Raw genomic sequence first — 20,985 nt, 5'->3', positions numbered from 1 at the left:
GGGGGGTAGGGGGAGGATGGGAAGCACCATCGGCGCAGCCTCGGACTTCTACCGGCTGCGCGTCACCCGGCTCGACGACAGCGGCGCGCTCGATCTGGAGTGGCGTGACGACATTCTCTATCGCGAGCCGCCGCAGCAAACCGTACCGGAACGCGAGGTATGGCGGGTCGAAGCTGTCAATGTGGACGATGAGGACGACGTGCGGCTCGTTGCGAAGTACGAGGACGCCGAAGGCGCACACGACGCGCTCGAGACGCTTCAGGAGGAACTCGAGACTCTCACCAAGTCCCAATTCGAGGAAGCCTTTCTCGCCACCGGCTGATCGACTCTTCGTCGCGACTGTCGCCGCACGAGCGGCAGGACGCCCGGACCCAGGGACCGGTTCCGGCGGGCGAGGAGCACCACGGAGGAACCCGAAGTAGTGACTTACCATAAGATAGATTATCCGACATACATGTGTGCGTAGTGCGCCTGTGCGGGCTATGAGAGATGCCGCCCGCAGTGGTAATGCGGCAGGATGGTTGTACCGCGCCGCACGTTGAAGCGTAGGAGCTGCGGCCCCGGACCGCGCTGAGCTCGCAGTCCGGGGCCGACATTGAACACGTCGCGCGTCGCTTCTGGGCGAACCGACGCGCGACGGTGTTCGACTAGTCTGCAGGCGCCTCCATGGCCGGTTCTCCTCCAAGGCCCGGTAGCACGTAGTCCGTGCCGATCGGGATAGTCGTGTGGTTGACTCCATCCCGATGTCCACGACCAGGACAATGCTCGATAGGATCAGGTTGCGGGTGTGGCTGTAGTGGATGCTGCTTTCCACGAGTCGACGGTAGACTTATGTACAGTACGCTAGGCATCTGGAGTGTAGATGCTGCCGACGTAGATCGCTCCGTGGGAAGCCTTGCGGTCAAGCGCCTCGAGCAGATGTGACGCGATCGGCGGCCTCAGATCCAGGCCGCCGAGGGCCGACGGTGCGACAAGATCAACAGCCTCAACGCGAGGATCCAGAGGTTCGTCCGTGATTGCTCCACCGGTCACCGAGCACTCGAAAGTGATGTTGATGATGTGCCGGCTCCCGTCCGGTGCGATGGTGTCGTTGACGACCACCGGACGACCGACAGCGCAGGTGAGCCCGGTCTCCTCGGCGACCTCACGGATGAGGGCCTGTCCGAGAGACTCTCCCCAATCGACGCCGCCGCCCGGGAGCAGATGATAGGTTGCGTTGCCCGCCCGATGGCGGACGGTGACGACAGAATCGCCCAACAGGAGCAGGGCGGCGACGCGCACACGTGGCATCCTAGAGGCCTGTGCTGCCAAAGCCCCCCTCCCCCCTGACGGTTTCATCCAGGTCGGCGACTTCGGTGAGCTCTGCAGAGGTGATCGGCTGGATGACCAGTTGGGCTATCTTGTCGCCACGCCGGATGGTGATGGGCGTTGTCGGGTCGAGGTTGATGGCAATCGCCTTGATCTCCCCCCGGTAGTGGCTGTCTATCAGCCCGGGTGTGTTCACAAGGCTGAGTCCCTGCTTGATCGCCAGACCGCTTCTCGGCTGAACGAACCCCGCGAAACCTTCCGGAATGGCCACGGCGATGCCTGTCGGAACGAGGGCTCGCTGGAAGGGCTCAAGGGTGATATCGCTTGCGGCAAACAGGTCGAGTCCCGCGTCGCCCATGTGCGCGTAGCGCGGCAGCGGGAGGTCCGGATCGAGCCGGCGTATCTCCATCCGCATGTCCCTCACACTCCCCGGGTCACGGTCGGGATCCAGGATGAGCATGCTTGTGCGATGTCGAGAAGGACGTCAGGAGAGTACGGCTCCACCGATGAAGCCTCAGGCAGAAGCGTTTCGCCCGGTCGGAACTGCTGAAGGACGTACAGGTTCCCCTCGGAGAGGATCGCCGCGATCGAGGTCAGGTCGTCACGGGTAACGACCAAGGGGTACGCGGTCGTTCGGAACTCGTGTGGAATCCCACTATCTATGACCGCGCTGATGCTTTCGGATACCGCAGGCCAGGCGGATGCAACCCCACACGCCGATGAGTAGCGCTCCGGAGACGACTTGATGTCGAGGGCGACATGTGCGACCAGTCCGGAGTCAAGGATATCGGAGAGCAGACGCGGGTTGGTGCCATTGGTGTCCAACTTCACGGGCACAGACCACGATGCGAACTCGTTCAGGAGACCGAGGAGTCCCGGGTCCGTAGTCGGTTCGCCACCGGTGATGACCACCCCGTCGATCCAGTCTCTACGGGTGCGAATGTGCGATGCGAGAGTCTGCCAGGCTTCCGGGCTGCCCGAGCCCTGGACCAGGGAAGAGTTATGGCAGTAGGGGCAACGGAAATTGCAGCCGGCTATGAACACCGTGGTCGCGACTCTTCCTGGCCAGTCGAGCATGCCCGCCGGCATCCATGCCGCAACCCTCTCTGAGGGCGCGCGCGTCAAGCACGGGTCGGCGTCCGCCAGTCGCGTGGTCATCGACGTGTCATTGGGCGAGGACGTTGCGCAGGCTTTCGGGATCCGGCACGACCCCTCGCCAGCTCTCGATCTCGTTGCCGCTGGAGTCAACAACGAGTATCGAGGGCGTAGCGAGTACGCTGTAGAAGGACGCTTCTGCAAGTCCGTCTAGACTCGCTACGTCAAAGACCTCTACGCACTCGAGACCCTCAACGGCACGCTTCGCCGCTGGACACTTTGGGCAGTCCTCTTTCATGAAGAGCTTGACGTGCACTTCGGTCTCCCTTTCTCTCTAGGCTGTGCCGTGGCTCACGAGGACCTAGGCCGCCGGGTCGATGTCATGCAAGTCGGTGCGGACCCGGTCGTAGAGCTCTCCGACCTTGCTGCGATTCCATGTCTGGATCTTTGAGTAGTAGCCGACGATGCGGGTCACGCCGTAGACGTCCATCGAACCACACAGCGGGCACTGCGCCTTCAGGCCGCGCGACGTGCGGCGACAGGATTCGCAGACGGTGAACTCGGGACTGAAGGCTATCTGGGAACACTGAGTGTTCCGGAATGTCTTCTCGACGAAGGAACGTATGGCGCCCGGGTGTGGCTCGCTCTCGCCGAGCCACACGTGCACGATCGCTCCGGCTTCGATCAGCGGGTGGAAGCGAGACTGCTTCTCGACTCGATCGATGTAGTTGACGTCTGCGTCCACGGCGATATGAACCGAGTTGGTGTAGTAGAAGTTCCCGGCGGTCAGGTCGCCCTTGACAACGTGGACGGCCTGCTCGGGCCAGTACTTCATGTCGAGCTTGGCCAGACGGTATCCAGCGGACTCGGCCGGGCTCTCCTCGAGAACGAGATTGATTCCGTACCTCTCGGACAGTTCCTTGGACTTGAGGCTCATTGCTGATATGACCTTCAACCCGAACCTGAGGGCCTCATCCGATTCGTGGAGCTGAGAACCGGTGTGGACCTGAACGAGTTCGTTCAGGCCGATCAGGCCGGCCAGGTAGGTCAGCTCTTCCATCTTGAGGTACGGCTCGTCGTCAAGTCGCTGCGTGAGCAGGCCAAGCGGCCCTGTCTCGCCGAGGTCGACGAGCGTCTGAATGAACTCGCGCTTCTGCACGTGCGCCTTGGCCACGAGTTCGAGAGCCTTGTTGAGCTCCATGAACAATGCGGAGTCGTTCCCTCTGGCCTTGTAGGCGATGCGTGGAAGGTTGATGGTGACATTCTGGAGTGCCGAGAAACGCATGCGTTCGGGGGTCTTGGTGTCACTGAGCTGTTCCTGGCTCAACTTGAGCTTGAGCCTACAGCACTGGGAGACGGTGATCTCATCTCCCCGGTCGAAGACGAAGTAGGTAATGCCCTGCTTCGACGCAACCGTACATGCGAGATCAAAGAACTCCTTGTGGCCGGAAGTCTGGAAGAAGTCCTCGCTGATGTGTAGTAGGGGCTTGGGGAACACGAACGTCTTGCCGGTGGCGTCCCCGCGCATGTAGACGTTGAACATCGCCGTGATGAATGCCTGCGCCTCGCGCTCGTATTCGCTGTAGGTCTTGCCCGTGTACTGGCCGCCCGGGCCGATGGCGGGAGTGTCGGCAAAGTGGCGCGGGATGTTGTAGTAGAGATTGAAGTCCGTGAACACGACCTGGCTACCGCGTGCACCCGCGAGCTGGTTGAACTCGAAGATGAGCATCTCTGCCAGCTGTTCGATCTGCTCGTCGGTCTTGTCGACCAGGTAGGGGGCGAAGAAGACGTTGACGGCCTCCCACCCTACCGCGCCTGCATAGTGAGCCTGGAGAGCGGAGGCCATCTTCACCATGTGGCCGATGAGAACCTCTGGATGCTTCGCGGGCTTGGACACGCTCGTGATGTTGGGCAGGTTGAGCCCGAACTTCTTGATGTACTCGAGCGAGTGTCCGCCGCAATACGGTCGGATGATGAAGCCGAGGTCATGGAGGTGCATGTCTCCGACGTAGTGAGCCTCCGCCACGTCCTCGGTGAAGACACGGCGCAGCGCGAACTCCTTGAGAATCGTCTCGGCTATGGTGAGGTTGATGGACTCGGGGTTGTGTGTGGTGTTGGAGTTCTCCTTGTTGGCGTTGTTGATGATCTGCTCCACATCCCACATCGGAAGACCGAGGTGGCTGTGCTTCTTGTGGGCGATCGTCATGCCACGCTCGAGGAGTTCAAGGTCGACTATCTCGCGGATGATGGCTGTCGTGACCGTCATCATGTTCGTGCGGTCGATGCGGTCCTCAACGGCGGATGCGATCTCTCCGGCAACAGCCGAGGAAACACCGGCCTCCTTGACTAGCGAGTCGGCGATCTTGCGTCTGTCCCACGAGTCGATCTCCTGGCGGGAGTTGGTGGAGACAAGGAGCGCGATGTCGGTGGAGTCCGCGGTCCCGCCCCCTGTTGCAGGCCGAATCACGTTGACGATGCGCTCCATAACCACCGTAGGCCTCCCGCCCTCATGTCACGCTAGCGGCATTGGCGCCACTGGCGAGGTCCGTTTCGCTATTTGAGATTCTTGAGTTCGGACGTGAATTCATCGAGGTCCTGAAAGGATTTGTAGACCGAGGCAAACCGGATGTAGGCCACCTTGTCCAGTTCCTTGAGGCGCTTGAGAACCATGTCTCCGAGCTGCTTCGACTGAATCTCGTACTTGAAGGAGTTGTACAGCTCAGCTGCGATGTCGTCGATGAGGGCTTCCAGGCGCTCCGTCGAAACGTTGCGACGCGCCGTCGCCACGACAAGACCCCGGAGCAGCTTGCCCCGATCGAACGGCTCGGTGGCCCCATCCTTCTTTGAGACCATGAGCGGCATCTCTTCGCGCCGTTCGTACGTGGTGAAGCGTTGCTGGCAATTGAGGCACTCGCGACGTCTCCGTATGGCGTCCTGGCCTTCGGAAACACGCGAATCGACTACCTTGGTCTCATCGTGACCACAGAACGGGCAGCGCATCGTTCCACCCCTATATCTAGGCCTTCTGGGAGCCTAGCACACAATATATGGGGTTACAACGACCGCATTGCCATGAACAGAGAATCCCCAATGAGGCGTCTTCGAGAAGGCGTTGCGGCGCGGCTATGGGTTGGCTAGCGTCAGAACGGGTTCCTCGGTATTCGGGATCAACAGGCTCTGGCCGACGGCGATCCGTGAATGGTCGAGGCGGTTCAACGTCTTGAGAACCTCGACCGTCTGGGCAGTGGAAAGGCCCTCGGTCCGGTTCTCGGATGCGATGTCCCAAAGGGTGTCTGAGGCGCGGACGCGGATAGCACGAGTGGGCAAGTCGGAGGATGCGACTCCCGGGCGGACTGCGACGAGGGCCACGAACACGAGAGCGCACGTAAGGACGAGGAGCAGCGCTTCCCCCACCGAGGCCCTGCGACGATACCTGACCGGCGCTGGTGTGTCGTCTGCTGAAGCCTGCATGGGGAGAATCTGCCCCACAGTGCCTGTCGTGCAGTGCATCGCATCCTCCAGTTGAGTTTCCGTCCGACGTGATACGACGAAGATACTTCTCGGGTCTGACATCGCTTCGCATCGAACATGTGTTCGTCAACATCATACCAAACACGTGTTCGATTGCAAGTGGAAAGCGAACACGTGTTTGCACGGTTGGCGTCGGTACTCTAGACTCGATACGAACAGACTTTCGGTTCGAGGGGGTCACGATGGCCTACAAGCGCGAACTGACGAACAGGCAACACCAGATACTCGATTTCATCCGCGGGGAGATCCACCGTCGTGGTTTCCCGCCTTCGGTACGGGAGATTGGCGAGGCTGTGGGGCTTTCGTCGTCGTCAACCGTCCACTCTCACCTTGCGGCTCTCGAGACCAAGGGGTTTCTGCGTCGTGATCCATCGAAACCGCGCGCGCTCGAGGTGCTCGACTACCGGGACACTGACCGCGCGATCGACTACGGGCAGCTCCACGCGGTTCCGCTGGTTGGGCAGGTCGCTGCGGGCTCGCCGATCCTCGCCGCTGAGAACATCGAAGCGACGATCACTCTCCCCCCCGAGCTGGCCGAAGAGGCCAACTTCATCTTGCGCGTCCGTGGTGACAGCATGGTCGGCGCCGGGATACTGGACGGGGACTTCGTCGTCGTGCGCCAGCAGACCACCGCGAGCGACGGTGACATCGTTGTCGCGCTTCTGGAGGACGAGTCCACGGTGAAGCGGTTCTTCCGGGAGCCGGACCGCATCAGGCTGCAGCCGGAGAATCCCGCGCTTGAGCCAATCTACGCGCGTGACGTGGAGGTCCTCGGCAAGGTGGTCGCGCTGTTCAGGCGAGTCTGAGCGCCGGTGACCTCGACGCCAGCCGCTCCCTCGCCGGTCGCGGCAACTCGTTGTAGCCTAGACCACGAACGAGCGCCTAGTCCTGTTCGATCGTGAACTCCGCGAATGCTCCCGCAAGTGATCTCGGGGTGCGAATCACGAGTGCGGTGCCCTCGGCCGTATGCTTCTCCGACACCAAGTGTGTTCGCTCGTGAGCGAGCTTGACGAGGTCTCCTCGCGTGTAGGGCACGAGCAACGTCAGTGTCACACTGTCGCGCGCGCCTTCGTCGGCGATTCGCTCGAGCAACGCGTCTAGGCCGGTCCTGGTTGCGGCGGAAAGCATGACGGCATTGGGATAGCGACGAGCGAGTTGCGAGCATTCCTCGGCAGAGAGCAGGTCGATCTTGTTGAAGACCACAAGCGCGGGCGTACGGTGTGCATCGATCTCGTGGAGTACCTCGCGGACCGCCTGCATCTGGGCCTCGCGCTGGGGCGTGGACGCGTCGGCGACATGCAGGAGCAAGTCGGCCTCGGCGACCTCGTCGAGAGTGGACTTGAAGGCTTCCACGAGCCCGTGAGGCAGTTTGTGGATGAAGCCGACGGTGTCGGTGAGGGTGAGCTCGCGGCCTTCCTGCAGCGCAAGGCGCCGTGTCGTCGAGTCCAGTGTCGCAAAGAGCATGTCCTCGGCGAGGACATGCTCGCCTGTCAGAGCGTTGAGGAGCGTGGACTTGCCCGCGTTCGTGTAGCCCACAAGCGAGATTCTGAACACACCGCTGCGTGCGCGACGCTTGCGCTGCAGCTTCCGTTCGCCGCTGACGTGCTTGAGCTCGCGTTTGAGACTTGCGATGCGTTTGCGCGCCATGCGCCTGTCAACCTCGAGCTGAGATTCTCCCGCGCCGAATAGCGTGCCGCGTCCGCCGCCAAGCCGTTCGCGGTCCAGGTGGCCCCACATGCCCCGGAGCCGTGGAAGCATGTATTCCAGCTGCGCGAGCTCGACCTGAAGTTTACCCTCACGGCTTGTTGCGTGGAGGGCGAAGATGTCGAGAATGAGAGCCGTGCGGTCCATCACGCGGGTCTCAGGCAGCAGGTCCTCGATGTTGACCTGCTGCCGAGGAGAGAGTTCGTCATCGAGCACAACGAGGTTGGCGTCGGTGTCGTGGGCAATCGCCGCGACTTCCTCGGCCTTCCCCGCACCGATGAAGGTACGGGGGTTTGGCTTGTCGAGACGCTGGGTGACCGAGGCAACTACCTCGGCGCCTGCGGTGTGCGCGAGCCGCTCAAGTTCCGCAAGTGACTCCTCGACAGGCCAGTCGGTCTCGGCACGATCGACCCCGACGAGGACAGCGCGGTCAGTGTGACCTGCGATGTCCTGGCCAGTCTCGGGATAATGGCGATTCCGCGCGCACACGGTGCCGCCCCCTAGAGTGTGTTCTTGATGCGCTCGATGGCCTCGGCGAGGCGCTCATCGGGGGTAGCGAGTGAGATGCGAATGTAGCCCTCGCCGCTCGGCCCGTACGCGTTGCCGGGCGCCACGATGACGTTCGCTTCCTCGAGTACCTTGGTCGCGAACCCGGCGGAGTCGTACCCATCGGGCACGCGGGCCCAGATGTAGATCGTGCCCTTGGGCGTGCGGGCGCGCATTCCGATGCTGCCGAGCGCGTCCATGACGATGTCGCGCCGGCGCTGGTAGATCACGGACATCTCCGAGGTGATGTCCTGCGGGCCGAGCATCGCCTCCATGGCGGCCTCTTGGACCGCCGTGAAGATTCCGGAGTCGATGTTGGACTTCACCGTGCCGAGCGCCTTGATGGCTTCGGCGTTGCCGGTCGCGAACGCGGCACGCCAGCCGGTCATGTTGTAGGCCTTGGAGCAGCTGAAGAGCTCTATCGCCACGTCACGAGCGCCGGGGCGCTGCATGAGACTTGGCGGACGATACCCGTCGAAACCTATCTCCGAGTACGCGTTGTCGTGGATGAGTAGGATGTCGTGCTCGCGTGCGAAGGCGATGGCGTGGTCGAAGTACTCTTCGGTGGCGATCGCCGAGGTCGGGTTGTTCGGATACGAGATGAACATCATCTTGGCCCGGGCGAGCACCTCGGCGGGCGTGCTCTCGAAGTCGGCCAGGAAGTCGTTCTCCTCGGTCATAGGCATGAAATGCGAGAGACCGCCGACGAGGATGCCGCCCGTGTGGTAGACCGGGTAGCCGCAACCGGGCACGAGGGTGTACTCGCCCTGATCGACGAAGGCGGGGAACAGGTGCGCGATGCCTTCCTTGCTGCCGATGAGCGCGAGGACCTCGGCATCGGGATCGACATCGACATAGAAGCGGTTCTTCATCCACTGCGCGCACGCGGCGCGGTACGGCTTTGAGCCGGCGTAGGCCGGATACTGATGGTTCTTGGGATTGCGGATGGCCTTCGCCATGGCGTCGACGACGTTGTCGGGAGTCGACATGTCGGGGTCGCCTATTCCGAGCGAGATGACGTCGATGCCCTGCGCGACCTTCGCCTCCTTCTTGCGATCGATCTCGGCGAACAGGTACGGAGGCAGGTTGGCCATGCGCTTCGCAGTTCTCACGGTGCGAACATCCCTTTCGTCTGGGTGTCTCGGTACGCATTCTCGCTCGATGGCGTCATGGTCTCGCGTGGATCCGGCGCATCGTTCGGAACATGGTAGCAGAATCTAGGCGTCGTCCTCGGGTAGTTCGATTGTTCCAAGGAACGTCTGCGTCGCAGGTCCCGTCATGTACACGTGTCCGTCTTCGTCCCAATGGATGCGGAGCTCGCCACCGGGCAGTCGGACGGTGGCGGCACGACCCACCAAACAGGACAGCGATGCCGCCACGAGGGTGGCGCAAGCACCGGTTCCGCAGGCGAGCGTCTCCCCCACCCCGCGCTCCCACACGCGGAGTGCGATAGTGTCGTCGCCAAGGAACTGAGCGAACTCCACGTTGGTTTTCGCGGGAAACGCCTCGTGGGTCTCGATGTAGGGGCCGACCGTATCGACCGGAGCGTCATCGATGTCGTCGACCCAGATCACGACGTGGGGATTGCCCATCGATACCGCGGTTATCTGGAAGGTGCCATATGGAGTCTCGAAGGGGCACTCGAAGACCTGCTCTCCCGATAGGGTCGTCGGGATCTCGTCCGGAGAGAGCGCCGGTGCGCCCATATCGACGGTCGCCATGTGCATGGTGCCGTCGTGGTCGCGCGAGAAGGTTATCGGCTTGGGGCCGCCGAGTGTCTCAACCAAGAGCGAATCCACTTTGGCGGACAGGATCCCGTGGTCCACGAGATACTTCGTGAAGCAACGGATACCGTTTCCGCACATCTTTGCGGCCGAGCCGTCAGCGTTGAAATACAGCATGAGGTAGTCGGCCTCTGGTGTCGTGGCCGGGCGGATGAGGATGAGCCCGTCTGCGCCGACTCCGAAGTTGCGGTCGCAGAACCATTGGATGGCCTCAGGAGAGAAGTCGATCTCCGACGCCAGGTCTTCGATGACGACGAAGTCGTTGCCCAGGCCGTGCATCTTGGTGAAGGCGAGCTGCATGAAGATCCTTTCTGTCGCCTTGGCTAGCAACTCTCCGGATAGGTCGCCGGGTTGCCCGATTCTAGCAGTTCGAGCGCGCGCGTCAGCGTCTCGTCCTGTGACAGGTCGGTTACGTCGATCCAACTGACACGAGGATCGCCACGGAACCAGGTGAGTTGACGCTTCGCGTAGCGGCGAGTCGCCAGCTTGACGCTGTCGAGAGCCTCCCCCAGGTCCGCCTCGGACTCAACGACCGGTACGAGTTCCTTGTAGCCGATGGCCTGCGCCGCGGTCAGCGCCGCTCGAAAGTCCGACGCAAGCAGCGAGCGCACCTCGTCGAGAAGGCCGGCGTCGCGCATCACGTCGACGCGCTCGTCTATGCGGTCGTACAGAACGTCCCTGCGCATGGTCAGGCCAAGGAAGGAGGCGCTGTAGACGCTTGTGCGCGCTCTGAAGCCAGCTGCCTGCCCGGCATAGGAAACACCCTCCTCGGCCATCTCAAGGGCCCGTATGGTCCTGCGCACGTTGTTCGGGTGTATGAGGGCCGCCGAGGCGGGATCGAGGGTGGCGAGGCGTGAGTGCATCGCGTGCGCACCAACAGCGGCAGCTTCGGCCTCGAGCCGGTCGCGCGAAGGGCTGGAGGTCTCCCCTCCCGGGAAACACATGTCGTCGAGTGCGGCGCGGACGTAGAGTCCCGTGCCACCCGCGACGAGCGGGAGATGTCCGCGCGAAGCGATGTCATCGATGGCTGCGCGTGCGATGGCCTGGTACAGGGCCGCAGAGAAGTCAGTACCCGGATCGATGAGGTCGATACAGTGATGAGGGACGGTGCGGTGGTCCGCAGGGGTCTTCGCGGTGCCGATGTCGAGGCCGCGGTAGACCTGCATCGAATCAGCGGTGACGATCTCGCCGTCGAGTTCGCGCGCAAGATCCTCGGCCAGCCGGGTCTTCCCCACCGCTGTCGGCCCGACGACCGCCACGACTTCGAGCCGGGGATCGCCGGGCGCCGGGTCTTCGTCGCCGGGACCGCGCGCGCGGTCAGGCATAGCGGTCGACCTTGAACCGCTCGAGGCTTATGCGTTCGTGCGGGGAGATGCCTGCCTTGTGGCATGCGATATCTACCTGCTGATCCGGGGTGTCGACGCCTTCGAGGTCGGGCAGGAGAAGGCCGCGGCGGAATCCGTCGGTGACGATGACCCCATAGTCGCGGGGGTGCAGATCCTCGAATTCGCACTTCTCGGGCTCGTGCAGGACGTCCACTTTGATGTCGAGGGCGTCGAGCTCAGGGATGGTGAGCGGGGGGAATCTGGGGTCGCGGGTCGCGGCTTCGACGGCGTTGTTGACGACCTCCTCGGCCAGCGTGTCACGGGTCGGGGCGATGGTGCCGATGCAGCCACGGAGCGCGCCGCCCCGGTGCAGGGACACGAACGCGCCGGCGCGCGGCGGGAAGACGGGGTCGACGAGCGGGTCGGGCTCCAGCACCTCGCGAGTCCGGACGAACGCTTCGATGGCGGCGCGGGCCAGGACGACGATCTCCGACTCGTCGAACCCGGCTGCGCCGTGTTTGGCGCCGGACTCGGCCGTGACGGCCTCTTCGTTCACGATTGCGGTCAGGTAGCCGACGCCCCATGGCCCCTCGTAGGACAGGACGCGAGCGTGCGCCGGACGTGCGACGCCGCCAAGGGTGACGAACGAGCGCAAGCCGCACTCCCCTCCGGCTTCCGCGAGGCCGGGATCGATGTGCGTCAGACCGTCGAAATCCGACGCGCCGATGAGTTCGACAAGTGTCGCGTCGAGTTCTGCGCCGCGGAGCGAGTAGCCGGCGGGCGCATCGTGTGTCAGGCGGTGGCTGCAATCCCCGCTCGCCACGAAGGCGATGCGGCGTCCGAGATCGTCAGCAGCAGAGGCGAGTTCCTCGCCGAGCGCAACGTGTGTCCCCAGCGGGAGGTATGACAGCGAGAGCACCAGCAATGGCCAGCGTCCGGCGGGATCGAGAAAGCTCATCGGGACGACGACGCCGTGGTCGAGCTCACCCGAGCGCAGGGCGGCGTTGGACGCCCGGTCGACGGCCGAAATGCCGCGTCGTTCGAGTCGTTCGAGGAGCGCGGCGGCGAGCGCGGGGTCTCCTTGGCAGGTGATGGCGGTCTGGGCGGCGCCGAACTGCCCGAGTGAGCCGGATGTTCGGGCGGCAGTGTCGATGGCGAAGGAGCCCGCGACCGCGGGGCTGTGAGGCGACATGACCACGACCGTGTCCGGGTCGTACGAAGCCAGAAGCCTCGCTGCGACCTCCATCGAATCTGCGGATGCGCGAGTGACATCGGCGTCGGCCCCGCCGACTGCGGGCACCATGATCGGCGGATGCGGCGCGATTATGCCAAAGATCCCGGAAGCCACCGTCTACCTCCCCTCCTCAGAAATAGTTCCTCCTGGTTACTTACCCCGTCAGACGGCCCTCGAGGAACCACGTCTGCGCACGGACTATCTCCACGTCGCGCATCGTGCCCGCGAGTTGCGGGACGGGGGTTGCAGGGGGAACCGGAGCATGGACGACCTTGTTGCCTTCGGTACGGCCTGCGAGCATCGAGTCGTTGCGCCGGGACGTGCCTTCGAGGAGCACGCGCTGCACGGAACCTTCAAGCAGCACGTTCTTCGCGAGCGCGGACGCATGAACCTCGGCAACCAGCCGGGCGAAGCGCTCCTGGGCGACTTCGCGCGGCACACGGTCCCCCATCTTCGCCGCGGGTGTTCCCTCGCGCGGCGAGTAGATGAACGTGAAGGCCTGATCGAAGCGGGCGGTACGAACGACTTCAAGCGTGCCGAGGAAATCCTGCTCGGTCTCACCCGGGAAGCCGACGATGATGTCGGTCGAAAGTGCAAGGTCGGGCATGGCAGCGTAGAGGCGCTCCACCAGCGCGAGGTAGTCGGCGGCCGTATAGCGGCGGTTCATGGCCGTCAACACGCGATCGGAGCCGGACTGCACGGGCAGATGCAGCGAGTGGCAGACCGCCGGTGTCGACGCCATCACCGCTATGGTCTCCTCGGAAAGATCCTTCGGGTGGCTGGTTGCGAATCTGATCCGGGCGATACCGGTCTCGGCGACGCGGGCGAGCGCTTCGGCGAACCGGGGCGATCCGTACAGGTCGCGCCCGTACGAGTTGACGTTCTGGCCAAGGAGGGTCACTTCGAGCACGCCGTCCTCGACCAGCCTGCGGCACTCGTCGACCACGTCATCGAGCGCGCGGCTGCGCTCGCGGCCGCGGACGTGAGGCACGATGCAGTAGGAACAGAAGTTGTCGCAACCGACGGTGATCGGCACCCAGGCGTGCCAGGCGTGCTCGCGTTTGCCCGGCAGGTCGCTCGTGAAGTCGTCCGAGGACTGGAGGACTTCAACGACTGGAGTTCGGGACGTGCGTGCCGTATCGAGCAAAGCCGGGAGCCGTCCGACGTTGTGGGTGCCGAACACGACATCCACGTGGGGCAGCTGGCGCAGGAGCATCTCGCCGTCACGCTGACCGATGCAGCCGCCAACCGCGATGAGCGCGTCAGGACGTATGGTCTTGAGGGCCTTGAGCGATGCGACCTGTCCGCGCAGACGCTCGTCGGCCTTGTCGCGAACGCAGCAGGTCAGGAACACGACAACGTCCGCGTCGTCGGTGGTTTCGACTGGAGTCATGCCGGACGATTCGAGAAGCCCGGTGACCCTCTCGGAATCGTGCTTGTTCATCTGGCACCCGAAAGTGCGTACGGCAAACGTCGTCATGGCCGCGCTAGTGTAGCACGGTGGGAGGCGCTGCCGACGGGCCCGAGGGAGCGGCTGCGAGCAGCGCTTCGAGCGCCTCGTCAGGTATGGCGACAGATCCGATCTCAGCCCCTGGCGCTTTGGGCCCGTGGTAGTCAGAGCCTCCCGTCACGAGCAGTCCGCGTTGCGCCGCGAGACGAGCGTAGTGGTCGCGCTGCTCCTGAGTGTGCTCGGCGTGGTACGCCTCCAGGCCCGAAAGGCCTGCGGCCACGAGTTCGTCGATGGCATCATCTATCCCCGTGATGCCGGGGTGTGCAAGAACCGCCAGGCCGCCGGCATCACGTATGGTCTTCACGACGTGCGCCGGCCGGGCTACCGGCTTTGGGACGTAGAATGGCCTTCCCCTGCCGATGAACCTCTCGAAGGCGTCAGCGACGTCGGCCGCGTGACCGCGTTCGACGAGTGCACGCGCAACATGCGACCGACCGACGCTTCCACCTTCGGCGAGCATAAGCACCTCGTCGATGGCGAGATGGTATCCGGCGGCGTACAGTGCGCCTACGATGTCCGCAGCGCGGGCCCGGCGCAGCTCGCGCAGTTCGCTCAGGCGTTCGGCCAACCGAAGGTCATTGTGGTCCACGAAATAGCCAAGGATGTGAACATCCAACCCTTCGTGCACCGCCGAAAGCTCGACACCGGGAATCAGCCGGATACCGGCCGCGGCAGAGGCCGTGAGGGCCGAGGGGATACCGGCTACCGAGTCGTGGTCCGTGATCGCGATTGCCGCCATTCCGCCATGCGCGGCGACGCGCACGATCTCCTCCGGAGAGAGCGACCCGTCGGAGGCGGTGCTGTGTATGTGGAGGTCGAAGGTCACCTGACCTCCAGTGCGGGGATGGCTAGCGATGCATGTCGCGGGGTTCGATCAGAAGGCGGATAGCCGTGCGCTCCTCGCCGTTGATCTCAATGTCCGCGAACGCGGGGATGCAGGTCAATTCGAGGCCCGACGGAGCGACGAACCCGCGGGCGATCGCAATGGCTTTGACTGCCTGGTTCAGGGCGCCGGCGCCGACAGTCTGGACTTCAACGGCTCCCTGTTCGCGGATGATGCCCGCGAGCGCTCCGGCGACGGCGTTGGGGTTGGACTTGCTGGAGACTTTGAGCACTTCCACTGCTACTCCCTGTGTGCGGATTCACTGCTGCGTCATCGCACGAAGCGTTGCGATGTGGTTGGGGCGTTGGTGTGTCAGATTCTTCGCTCCGGATTATAGCGCAGAAGCTCACGTGCGGTCGCCCACGGCTACTCCTCCTTCTCGACCTCGAAGCGGACACGGATCTCGTTGCGACCGACGTGTATGCGAGGTTCTCCCTTGAGATGCAGGTAGTACTTGTCTGCCAGCGTATCGAATGAAGCCGTGAGATCGCGCTTGAACTCGGTGACGTCTGTGTGATGGATGCGAAGTCCTCGGCGGTCTTTGTAGATATCGGGAGTCGGCGCCGGAGTAGGCTCGTCCTCGACAAGAACCTGGTTCAGGACGGGCTCGAGCGGGGCCAGATTGGAAGCGAAGACCCGGTGGGCGGTGCGTTCGGAGATACTGAGTCCGATCCGATCGGCGATACAGACAAGGTCCGAGGCGTCAGACGCAGCGGCAGGTCTCTGCCACACCGCGAGCCGGTCGACATCGTCGCAGAACAGAAGATCCGAACTCTCGAGCGTGTCCCGGGCAAGCTCGTGGAGAGTGGCAAGCACCTCGACCTGAGAGCCGAGGTAGATGTCGACTTCGGGATGCTCGCATGCGAACTCCAGGATACGGCGGATGATGTTGTGCGGCCCCTTGCTCACAACCAACAACCCGGCCTCTCCACGTTCCACGAGCGGCCATGTTGACTGATCGCTGCGTTCGGAGAGCTCGTGGGCTGATGCCACGACCTGCACGGAAGTGCCCTTGTGAGGTCCTGACGCGGCGACCCGTGCCGAGGAGACATTAGAGCGTACCGAAAACAGCGCCATGCCGCGCCCGTGGACTCCCCAACGGTCCATGACCATCGTCTCGAGCTTGGAAGTGACGCGGGGCTCGAAGATCGCTTCCTGCATCTGTTCGGGCACTCCGATGCCATCGTCGATCATCGTGAACGTCCGAGTGTCGCCCTCGCGGGAGCTGGCAATGAAGATGCGCTGTGCATGAGCGTCACGGGCATTTCGCAGCAGCTCTACGACGATGTCCTCGAAGTTGCGGATGTCGTGTTTGGCCTGCCTGCGCTCTGCCTCGGCTATCCGGAGGCGAACGAACCCATCCCCCAGGTTCTCCTCGACCTTGAGGAATGAATCGCCCGAGACAGCCGAGACGAAGTCTATGAGTGAATCGTGGTCTGCCACTTTGGTCCCCTTACCAAGGAAGGCCGCTGACAGCGGCCTTCCTGCATGGCTGGTAGCCACCTATGAGTGTATCGCGCAATGCCTACTTGGCGTAGTCGATCGCCCGGCTCTCGCGGATGACCATCACCTTGATCTGACCGGGATACTCAAGCTCCTCTTCGATCTGCTTGGCTATGTCGCGCGCGAGCACGACTGCATCGCTGTCCTTGATCTGGTCGGGCTTGACCATGACCCTGATCTCGCGCCCGGCCTGCATCGCGTAGCACTTCTCGACGCCCTGATGAGACTCTGCGACAGCCTCGAGCTTCTCAAGGCGCTTGATGTAGCTCTCGAGGGTCTCGCGACGAGCTCCCGGCCTAGCGGCCGAAATGGCGTCCGCAGCCTGCACCAGGACGGCTTCCACGGTGGAGGCCTCGACATCGCCGTGGTGTGCCTCGATGCAGTGAAGAATCGTCTTGGGTTCGTTCATGCGGCGCGCAAGGTCGGCACCGATGACCGCGTGCGGTCCTTCGATCTCGTGGTCGATCGCCTTGCCGAGGTCGTGTAGCAGACCAGCGCGTTTGCACAGCTTGACGTCGACGCCAAGTTCCGCGGCCATGACACCGGCAAGATGCGAGACTTCGAGCGAATGCTTCAGCACGTTCTGGCCGTAGCTGGTGCGGTACTTGAGGCGACCAAGCGTGCGTACCAGCTCGGCATGCAGGCCGTGGATGCCCGAATCGAATGCCGCTTGCTCGCCGGCCTCCTGCACCTGCTGAGAGACGATACCCTCGGCCTTGTTGAACATCTCTTCGATGCGGGCCGGATGGATGCGACCGTCCTGAATGCAGCTCTCAAGCGTGAGTCGGCCGATCTCTCTGCGAACGGGATCGAAGCTGGACAGGATGACTGCCTCGGGGGTGTCGTCGATGATCAGATTGATCCCCGTGAGCGCCTCGAAGGCGCGGATATTGCGCCCCTCGCGGCCGATGATGCGGCCCTTCATGTCGTCGCTCGGGATGTGCACGACGGATACGGTCGACTCAGCCGTATGGTCCGCGGCGACGCGCTGTATGGCGATTCCGACGATGTTGCGTGCTTTCTTGTCGGCCTCTTCACGGGCACGGGTCTCCGCCTCGCGGATGTAGGCCGCGGCATCGCGCTTGACCTCGTCCTCGACGCGGGACATCAGTACGGCCTTGGCCTCGTCAGTGGTCATGCCGGCAAGCGCCTGCAGGCGCTCGCGTTCCTCGGCGATCAGCGTTTCGAGTTCCTTCTCGCTCTTCTGGATCTGCCCTTGCATGCTGGACAGTTGGTGCTCCCTCTTGTCGAGGGACTCGGCGCGACGGTCGATGGTCTCTTCGCGCTGACCGAGCCGGTTCTCGAGTGCGGTCAGCTCCTTGCGGCGTTCCTTCTGCTCCTCTTCCGCCTCGGCCTTCATGCGGAAGTTCTGGTCCTTCGCCTCTATCAAGGCTTCTCTCTTGAGCGTCTCGGCCTGCTTCTCCGCGTCCTGGACTATTCGCTGGGCACCTTCGCGTGAGCGTGTGCTTCTGTCCTGAACCAGGTACTTCTGGATAGCGAAGCCGAGGGCGACGCCTACTACGACGGCGATGATGATGCCGAATACCTGCATGGTGCGCGCCCTCCTTTCAGTCGCGGTGCATCGTTGTTTGGGCGCGCGCTACTGTTGCTTCCGAGTTCGCATGAGTCCGTTCACCGAGCCCGTGACATGCGAAAACCGGACGACATGCGCCCGGCAGATGTGATGTCGCCACGGTGTGGCTGTGCGTCATACGGGACGCCATAAGCCGAACCGGACTCCCGGTTCGACTTATCGAGTTCATATCACTAACACACAAAACCGCCGTTATGCATGGCGCGCATCCCGTGGCGGAGAATCACACTTGCCGACGCAATAGTACGTCCTACCAGCGCAAAGCGTCAAGAATCGCAGGTAGTTGCGTCTCCGGACGGAAACCGGTCTGAGGCGGCCCTGACCGCCTCTCGTGCGACTTGGTAGTCGAAACCCCTCGCGACGAGTCTGCGAAGAGCGCGTTGTCGGCCGGAAACGGTGTCCAGACGGAGGTTCGAAAGGATGGCGACGGCACGCCCGAGCTCCTCCTCTGGGGGAAGCTCTTGGGTGATCGCGTCAAGTGCTATGGGCTCATCGATACCAGCGTCGGCAAGGGCGCGGGCGATTCGGCGGCTCCCCCATCCGGCGCTGCGCTTGGTCCGGACATAGACTCCGGCGTAACGTGCGTCGTCGAGCAACCCGACATCTGCGAAGCGCTCGACCATAGCGACGACGACACCGGCTTCGTAGCCGTCATCGAGGAGGCGCGTCCTGATCTCGTGCACCGAGCGCTCCCGATAGCCGATGAGTCTCAGGGCACGTTCGTGGGCGCAGGACTTCTCTACAGCCTCGATTGCGTCGCGCAGGGCATCCGGCTCGACGGCATGGCCGTCTCGTATGCCGGATGCCCTGAGGACATCTACAGGGATAGCTCGCACGAGTTCGTCGTCGACCCAAAGCTCTCGCCTCTTCGAACCCGGTTTGGTGTCGCGGATCTCGATCATCGGAGCATCGGCGGGTCTCCCCGTCAGTCGCCGTCGTCCGCAGGTTCGGGGTCGACTGGTGCAGTACCGGGTAGTGGCAACCCGAGTGCCTCTCGGATGCGCGTCTCGATCTCGTTGCGCAGTTCGATGTGTTCCTTGAGGAACTCCTTCGCCGCTTCGCGTCCTTGGCCAAGGCGTTCCTCGCCGTACGTGTACCAGGCGCCGGACTTGGCCACGATGCCCTCTTCGACGCCGAGGTCGACGAGACCACCTTCCTTGGATATGCCCTGGCCATACATGAGGTCGAACTCAGCCTGACGGAAGGGTGGTGCGACTTTGTTCTTGACGACCTTCGCGCGGACCCGGTTGCCGACGATATCCGTACCCTGCTTGATCGAGTCGATCCGCCGGATGTCGATGCGAATCGAGGAAAAGAACTTGAGGGCGCGGCCTCCGGGTGTGACCTCGGGGCTGCCGAACATGACGCCGATCTTCTCGCGGAGCTGGTTGATGAAGATACAGGTCGTGTTGGACTTGCTGAGGGAGCCGGCGAGTTTGCGCAGAGCCTGGCTCATGAGCCGGGCCTGGAGGCCGACGGAGACGTCGCCCATCTCGCCCTCGAGTTCCGCGCGAGGTACGAGCGCGGCGACCGAATCGATGACGATGACATCGACGGCACCGCTGCGAACGAGCATGTCCGCGATCTCAAGGGCCTGTTCTCCGGTGTCAGGCTGACTGATGAGTATCTCTTCGATATCGACGCCCAGACGCGCGGCGTAGGCCGGGTCGAGTGCGTGCTCGGCATCGATGAAGGCCGCTACTCCGCCGAGCGCCTGTGCCTCGGCGATGATCTGCAGTGCTAGCGTGGTCTTGCCCCCCGCCTCCGGGCCGTAGATCTCGACGACCCGGCCTCGCGGCACTCCCCCGATCCCGAGGGCTGCATCAAGCGCCAGGGACCCGGTCGGTATGGCCTGGATGGCCGCGACGGCGGGGTGCTCGCCGAGCTTCATGAGCGAGCCCTTGCCGAACTTGCGGTCGATCTGCTCCCTTGTGACTTCGAGAATCTTGGCCTTGTCCGAATCCATGCTCCCGTGCTCCTTCGCTGATCATCGGGCGATCCTGCGGGGCTGACGCGAACGTACACGAACAGGTGTTCGATGTCAATCGCTGCCGACTGCAATCGACGAGATGGTCTCGTAGATCGGCCCGTTTCGCGTCAACGTACTGCGGACAAGCGTAATCGACGGCACTGACATTGCTCTCCTACCTGCGGAGAGCATCGTGAAGAGATGATTCTCGGCGAGCTTGAGCGGCTCTTCGGACATTGACATCGGGCGTCGTGCACGAACGAGCGTGACGTGCGGAGAGAAAGGGCGTCGGCCCGACTCGACATCCGTTGCGGGAGACGCCACCTCCACGACGGCCGCAACGCGCGCCAGGAGACCGTCCTCGTCGTCGAGGGTGGCCCACAGCATCCGCGCGCGACGCGCCCCGGGAACCGCGCGCAGGCCCGTGAACGTCAGCCGAGGAGGGAGCTCGCAGGCAAGCTGCCAGGCGAGCGAGTCGCAGAGGCCGCTCGCTGTCGCCTCGTCGATGTCGCCAAGGAACTTCACCGTTACGTGCAGGTTCTCGGACGCTACCCAGGTAGCGCTGCGCCACTGCGGGTCTGCCGAGATCACGCTGTCGCGTACTCCTGCGAGTGCCTCGCGAACGGCGTCAGACAGCTCCACCGCGAAGAACGCGCGCACGGTCAGCGACCCCTGAGGTGGCGTCGAAGCCCATCGAGTGCCGCCAGCGTTGCACGCGTGCGCACACCGTGGCGGTCGCCGAACAGGTTGAGACTCCACGATGTCGCGCCTTCGGCGCCCGCGATCGCGAACCACACGAGCCCCACAGGCTTCTCCTCCGAGCCGCCGTTGGGACCAGCGATGCCGGTCGTGGCGATCGCGACATCCGCCCCGAGCGCGCGACATGCGCCGGCCGCCATCTCCTCGGCAGTTCGCGCACTGACTGCGCCGTATCGCTGCAACGTGGGCGCTTCCACGCCAAGGAGCGTCATCTTCGCGTTGTCGGAGTACGCGACCACG

General features: G+C 63.4%; 23 protein-coding genes. 2 read left to right on the top strand and 21 right to left on the bottom strand.

Translation table 11 applies throughout. The features are described 5' to 3' along the window. Positions 1 to 16: 16 nt before the first annotated feature. On the top strand, positions 17 to 322 hold the full coding sequence (locus tag Q8K99_10180; protein MDP2182918.1) for a hypothetical protein: 306 nt from the start codon (positions 17 to 19) through the stop codon (positions 320 to 322). A gap of 521 nt (positions 323 to 843) precedes the next feature. On the opposite strand, the gene Q8K99_10175 is transcribed toward Q8K99_10180, so the two are convergent. From Q8K99_10175 to Q8K99_10145, 7 genes are all read right to left on the bottom strand, one after another. Further along, positions 844 to 1,281 carry an NUDIX hydrolase gene (locus Q8K99_10175; GenBank protein ID MDP2182917.1) on the bottom strand — a complete coding sequence of 146 codons (438 nt, stop codon included), beginning with the start codon at positions 1,279 to 1,281 and terminating at the stop codon, positions 844 to 846. A gap of 10 nt (positions 1,282 to 1,291) precedes the next feature. Beyond that, positions 1,292 to 1,732 carry a dUTP diphosphatase gene (gene dut, locus Q8K99_10170; GenBank protein ID MDP2182916.1) on the bottom strand — a complete coding sequence of 147 codons (441 nt, stop codon included), beginning with the start codon at positions 1,730 to 1,732 and terminating at the stop codon, positions 1,292 to 1,294. After that, the gene (locus Q8K99_10165) at positions 1,729 to 2,466 is read right to left on the bottom strand and encodes an anaerobic ribonucleoside-triphosphate reductase activating protein (protein MDP2182915.1); all 738 of its coding nucleotides are present in this window, start codon (positions 2,464 to 2,466) and stop codon (positions 1,729 to 1,731) included. Before Q8K99_10165 ends, dut begins: the two co-directional genes overlap by 4 nt. Positions 2,467 to 2,473: 7 nt before the next feature. Further along, on the bottom strand, positions 2,474 to 2,719 hold the full coding sequence (locus Q8K99_10160; protein MDP2182914.1) for a thioredoxin family protein: 246 nt from the start codon (positions 2,717 to 2,719) through the stop codon (positions 2,474 to 2,476). 45 nt (positions 2,720 to 2,764) lie between these two features. After that, positions 2,765 to 4,888 carry an anaerobic ribonucleoside-triphosphate reductase gene (nrdD, locus tag Q8K99_10155; GenBank protein MDP2182913.1) on the bottom strand — a complete coding sequence of 708 codons (2,124 nt, stop codon included), beginning with the start codon at positions 4,886 to 4,888 and terminating at the stop codon, positions 2,765 to 2,767. Positions 4,889 to 4,956: 68 nt separating this feature from the next. After that, the gene (gene nrdR, locus Q8K99_10150) at positions 4,957 to 5,403 is read right to left on the bottom strand and encodes a transcriptional regulator NrdR (GenBank protein MDP2182912.1); all 447 of its coding nucleotides are present in this window, start codon (positions 5,401 to 5,403) and stop codon (positions 4,957 to 4,959) included. Between the two features lie 123 nt (positions 5,404 to 5,526). Next, positions 5,527 to 5,913, bottom strand: coding sequence for a LysM peptidoglycan-binding domain-containing protein (locus Q8K99_10145; protein ID MDP2182911.1), 387 nt, complete (start codon positions 5,911 to 5,913; stop codon positions 5,527 to 5,529). 203 nt (positions 5,914 to 6,116) lie between these two features. Between Q8K99_10145 and lexA the strand changes: the two genes are divergently transcribed. Beyond that, on the top strand, positions 6,117 to 6,740 hold the full coding sequence (gene lexA, locus Q8K99_10140; GenBank protein MDP2182910.1) for a transcriptional repressor LexA: 624 nt from the start codon (positions 6,117 to 6,119) through the stop codon (positions 6,738 to 6,740). Positions 6,741 to 6,816: 76 nt separating this feature from the next. Here lexA and hflX read toward each other — a convergent pair whose 3' ends face one another. From hflX to Q8K99_10070, 14 genes are all read right to left on the bottom strand, one after another. Next, positions 6,817 to 8,127: a GTPase HflX gene (gene hflX / locus Q8K99_10135; protein MDP2182909.1), complete on the bottom strand. Its 1,311-nt coding sequence runs from the start codon at positions 8,125 to 8,127 to the stop codon at positions 6,817 to 6,819. A gap of 11 nt (positions 8,128 to 8,138) precedes the next feature. Further along, a complete protein-coding gene (locus tag Q8K99_10130; GenBank protein ID MDP2182908.1) occupies positions 8,139 to 9,296 on the bottom strand; it encodes an LL-diaminopimelate aminotransferase in 1,158 nt (385 codons plus the stop codon). Positions 9,297 to 9,401: 105 nt separating this feature from the next. Further along, positions 9,402 to 10,268 (bottom strand): diaminopimelate epimerase, encoded by an 867-nt coding sequence (gene dapF, locus Q8K99_10125; protein ID MDP2182907.1) that lies wholly within the window; start codon positions 10,266 to 10,268, stop codon positions 9,402 to 9,404. Positions 10,269 to 10,291: 23 nt separating this feature from the next. Then, entirely contained in the window at positions 10,292 to 11,293 is a 1,002-nt protein-coding gene (gene miaA, locus Q8K99_10120) for a tRNA (adenosine(37)-N6)-dimethylallyltransferase MiaA (GenBank protein MDP2182906.1), read from the bottom strand. Beyond that, positions 11,286 to 12,641: an AmmeMemoRadiSam system protein A gene (gene amrA / locus Q8K99_10115; protein MDP2182905.1), complete on the bottom strand. Its 1,356-nt coding sequence runs from the start codon at positions 12,639 to 12,641 to the stop codon at positions 11,286 to 11,288. The genes miaA and amrA overlap by 8 nt, the downstream gene beginning before the upstream one ends. A gap of 40 nt (positions 12,642 to 12,681) precedes the next feature. Beyond that, positions 12,682 to 14,007, bottom strand: a complete 1,326-nt coding sequence (miaB, locus tag Q8K99_10110) for a tRNA (N6-isopentenyl adenosine(37)-C2)-methylthiotransferase MiaB (protein MDP2182904.1) — start codon at positions 14,005 to 14,007, stop codon at positions 12,682 to 12,684. A gap of 7 nt (positions 14,008 to 14,014) precedes the next feature. Next, the gene (locus Q8K99_10105) at positions 14,015 to 14,863 is read right to left on the bottom strand and encodes a PHP domain-containing protein (GenBank protein MDP2182903.1); all 849 of its coding nucleotides are present in this window, start codon (positions 14,861 to 14,863) and stop codon (positions 14,015 to 14,017) included. 22 nt (positions 14,864 to 14,885) lie between these two features. Continuing rightward, on the bottom strand, positions 14,886 to 15,158 hold the full coding sequence (locus Q8K99_10100; GenBank protein MDP2182902.1) for a stage V sporulation protein S: 273 nt from the start codon (positions 15,156 to 15,158) through the stop codon (positions 14,886 to 14,888). A 128-nt stretch (positions 15,159 to 15,286) separates the two neighbouring features. Next, positions 15,287 to 16,363: an ATP-binding protein gene (locus Q8K99_10095; protein ID MDP2182901.1), complete on the bottom strand. Its 1,077-nt coding sequence runs from the start codon at positions 16,361 to 16,363 to the stop codon at positions 15,287 to 15,289. A gap of 82 nt (positions 16,364 to 16,445) precedes the next feature. After that, entirely contained in the window at positions 16,446 to 17,975 is a 1,530-nt protein-coding gene (gene rny, locus Q8K99_10090) for a ribonuclease Y (GenBank protein ID MDP2182900.1), read from the bottom strand. Between the two features lie 308 nt (positions 17,976 to 18,283). Next, positions 18,284 to 18,919 (bottom strand): RecX family transcriptional regulator, encoded by a 636-nt coding sequence (locus tag Q8K99_10085; GenBank protein ID MDP2182899.1) that lies wholly within the window; start codon positions 18,917 to 18,919, stop codon positions 18,284 to 18,286. Between the two features lie 23 nt (positions 18,920 to 18,942). Further along, positions 18,943 to 19,983 carry a recombinase RecA gene (recA, locus tag Q8K99_10080; GenBank protein MDP2182898.1) on the bottom strand — a complete coding sequence of 347 codons (1,041 nt, stop codon included), beginning with the start codon at positions 19,981 to 19,983 and terminating at the stop codon, positions 18,943 to 18,945. Between the two features lie 75 nt (positions 19,984 to 20,058). Further along, positions 20,059 to 20,646 carry an RNA 2',3'-cyclic phosphodiesterase gene (gene thpR, locus Q8K99_10075; protein ID MDP2182897.1) on the bottom strand — a complete coding sequence of 196 codons (588 nt, stop codon included), beginning with the start codon at positions 20,644 to 20,646 and terminating at the stop codon, positions 20,059 to 20,061. A 2-nt stretch (positions 20,647 to 20,648) separates the two neighbouring features. Continuing rightward, the coding region (locus tag Q8K99_10070) for a nicotinamide-nucleotide amidohydrolase family protein (protein MDP2182896.1) at positions 20,649 to 20,985 on the bottom strand (337 nt) is incomplete at its 5' end.

The organism is Actinomycetota bacterium (genome assembly GCA_030682655.1).
In the GTDB taxonomy this organism is placed as follows: Bacteria; Actinomycetota; Coriobacteriia; order Anaerosomatales; family JAUXNU01; genus JAUXNU01.
Note: the sequence above shows the minus strand (reverse complement) of the source record. Positions and strands in the feature narration are given on the sequence as shown.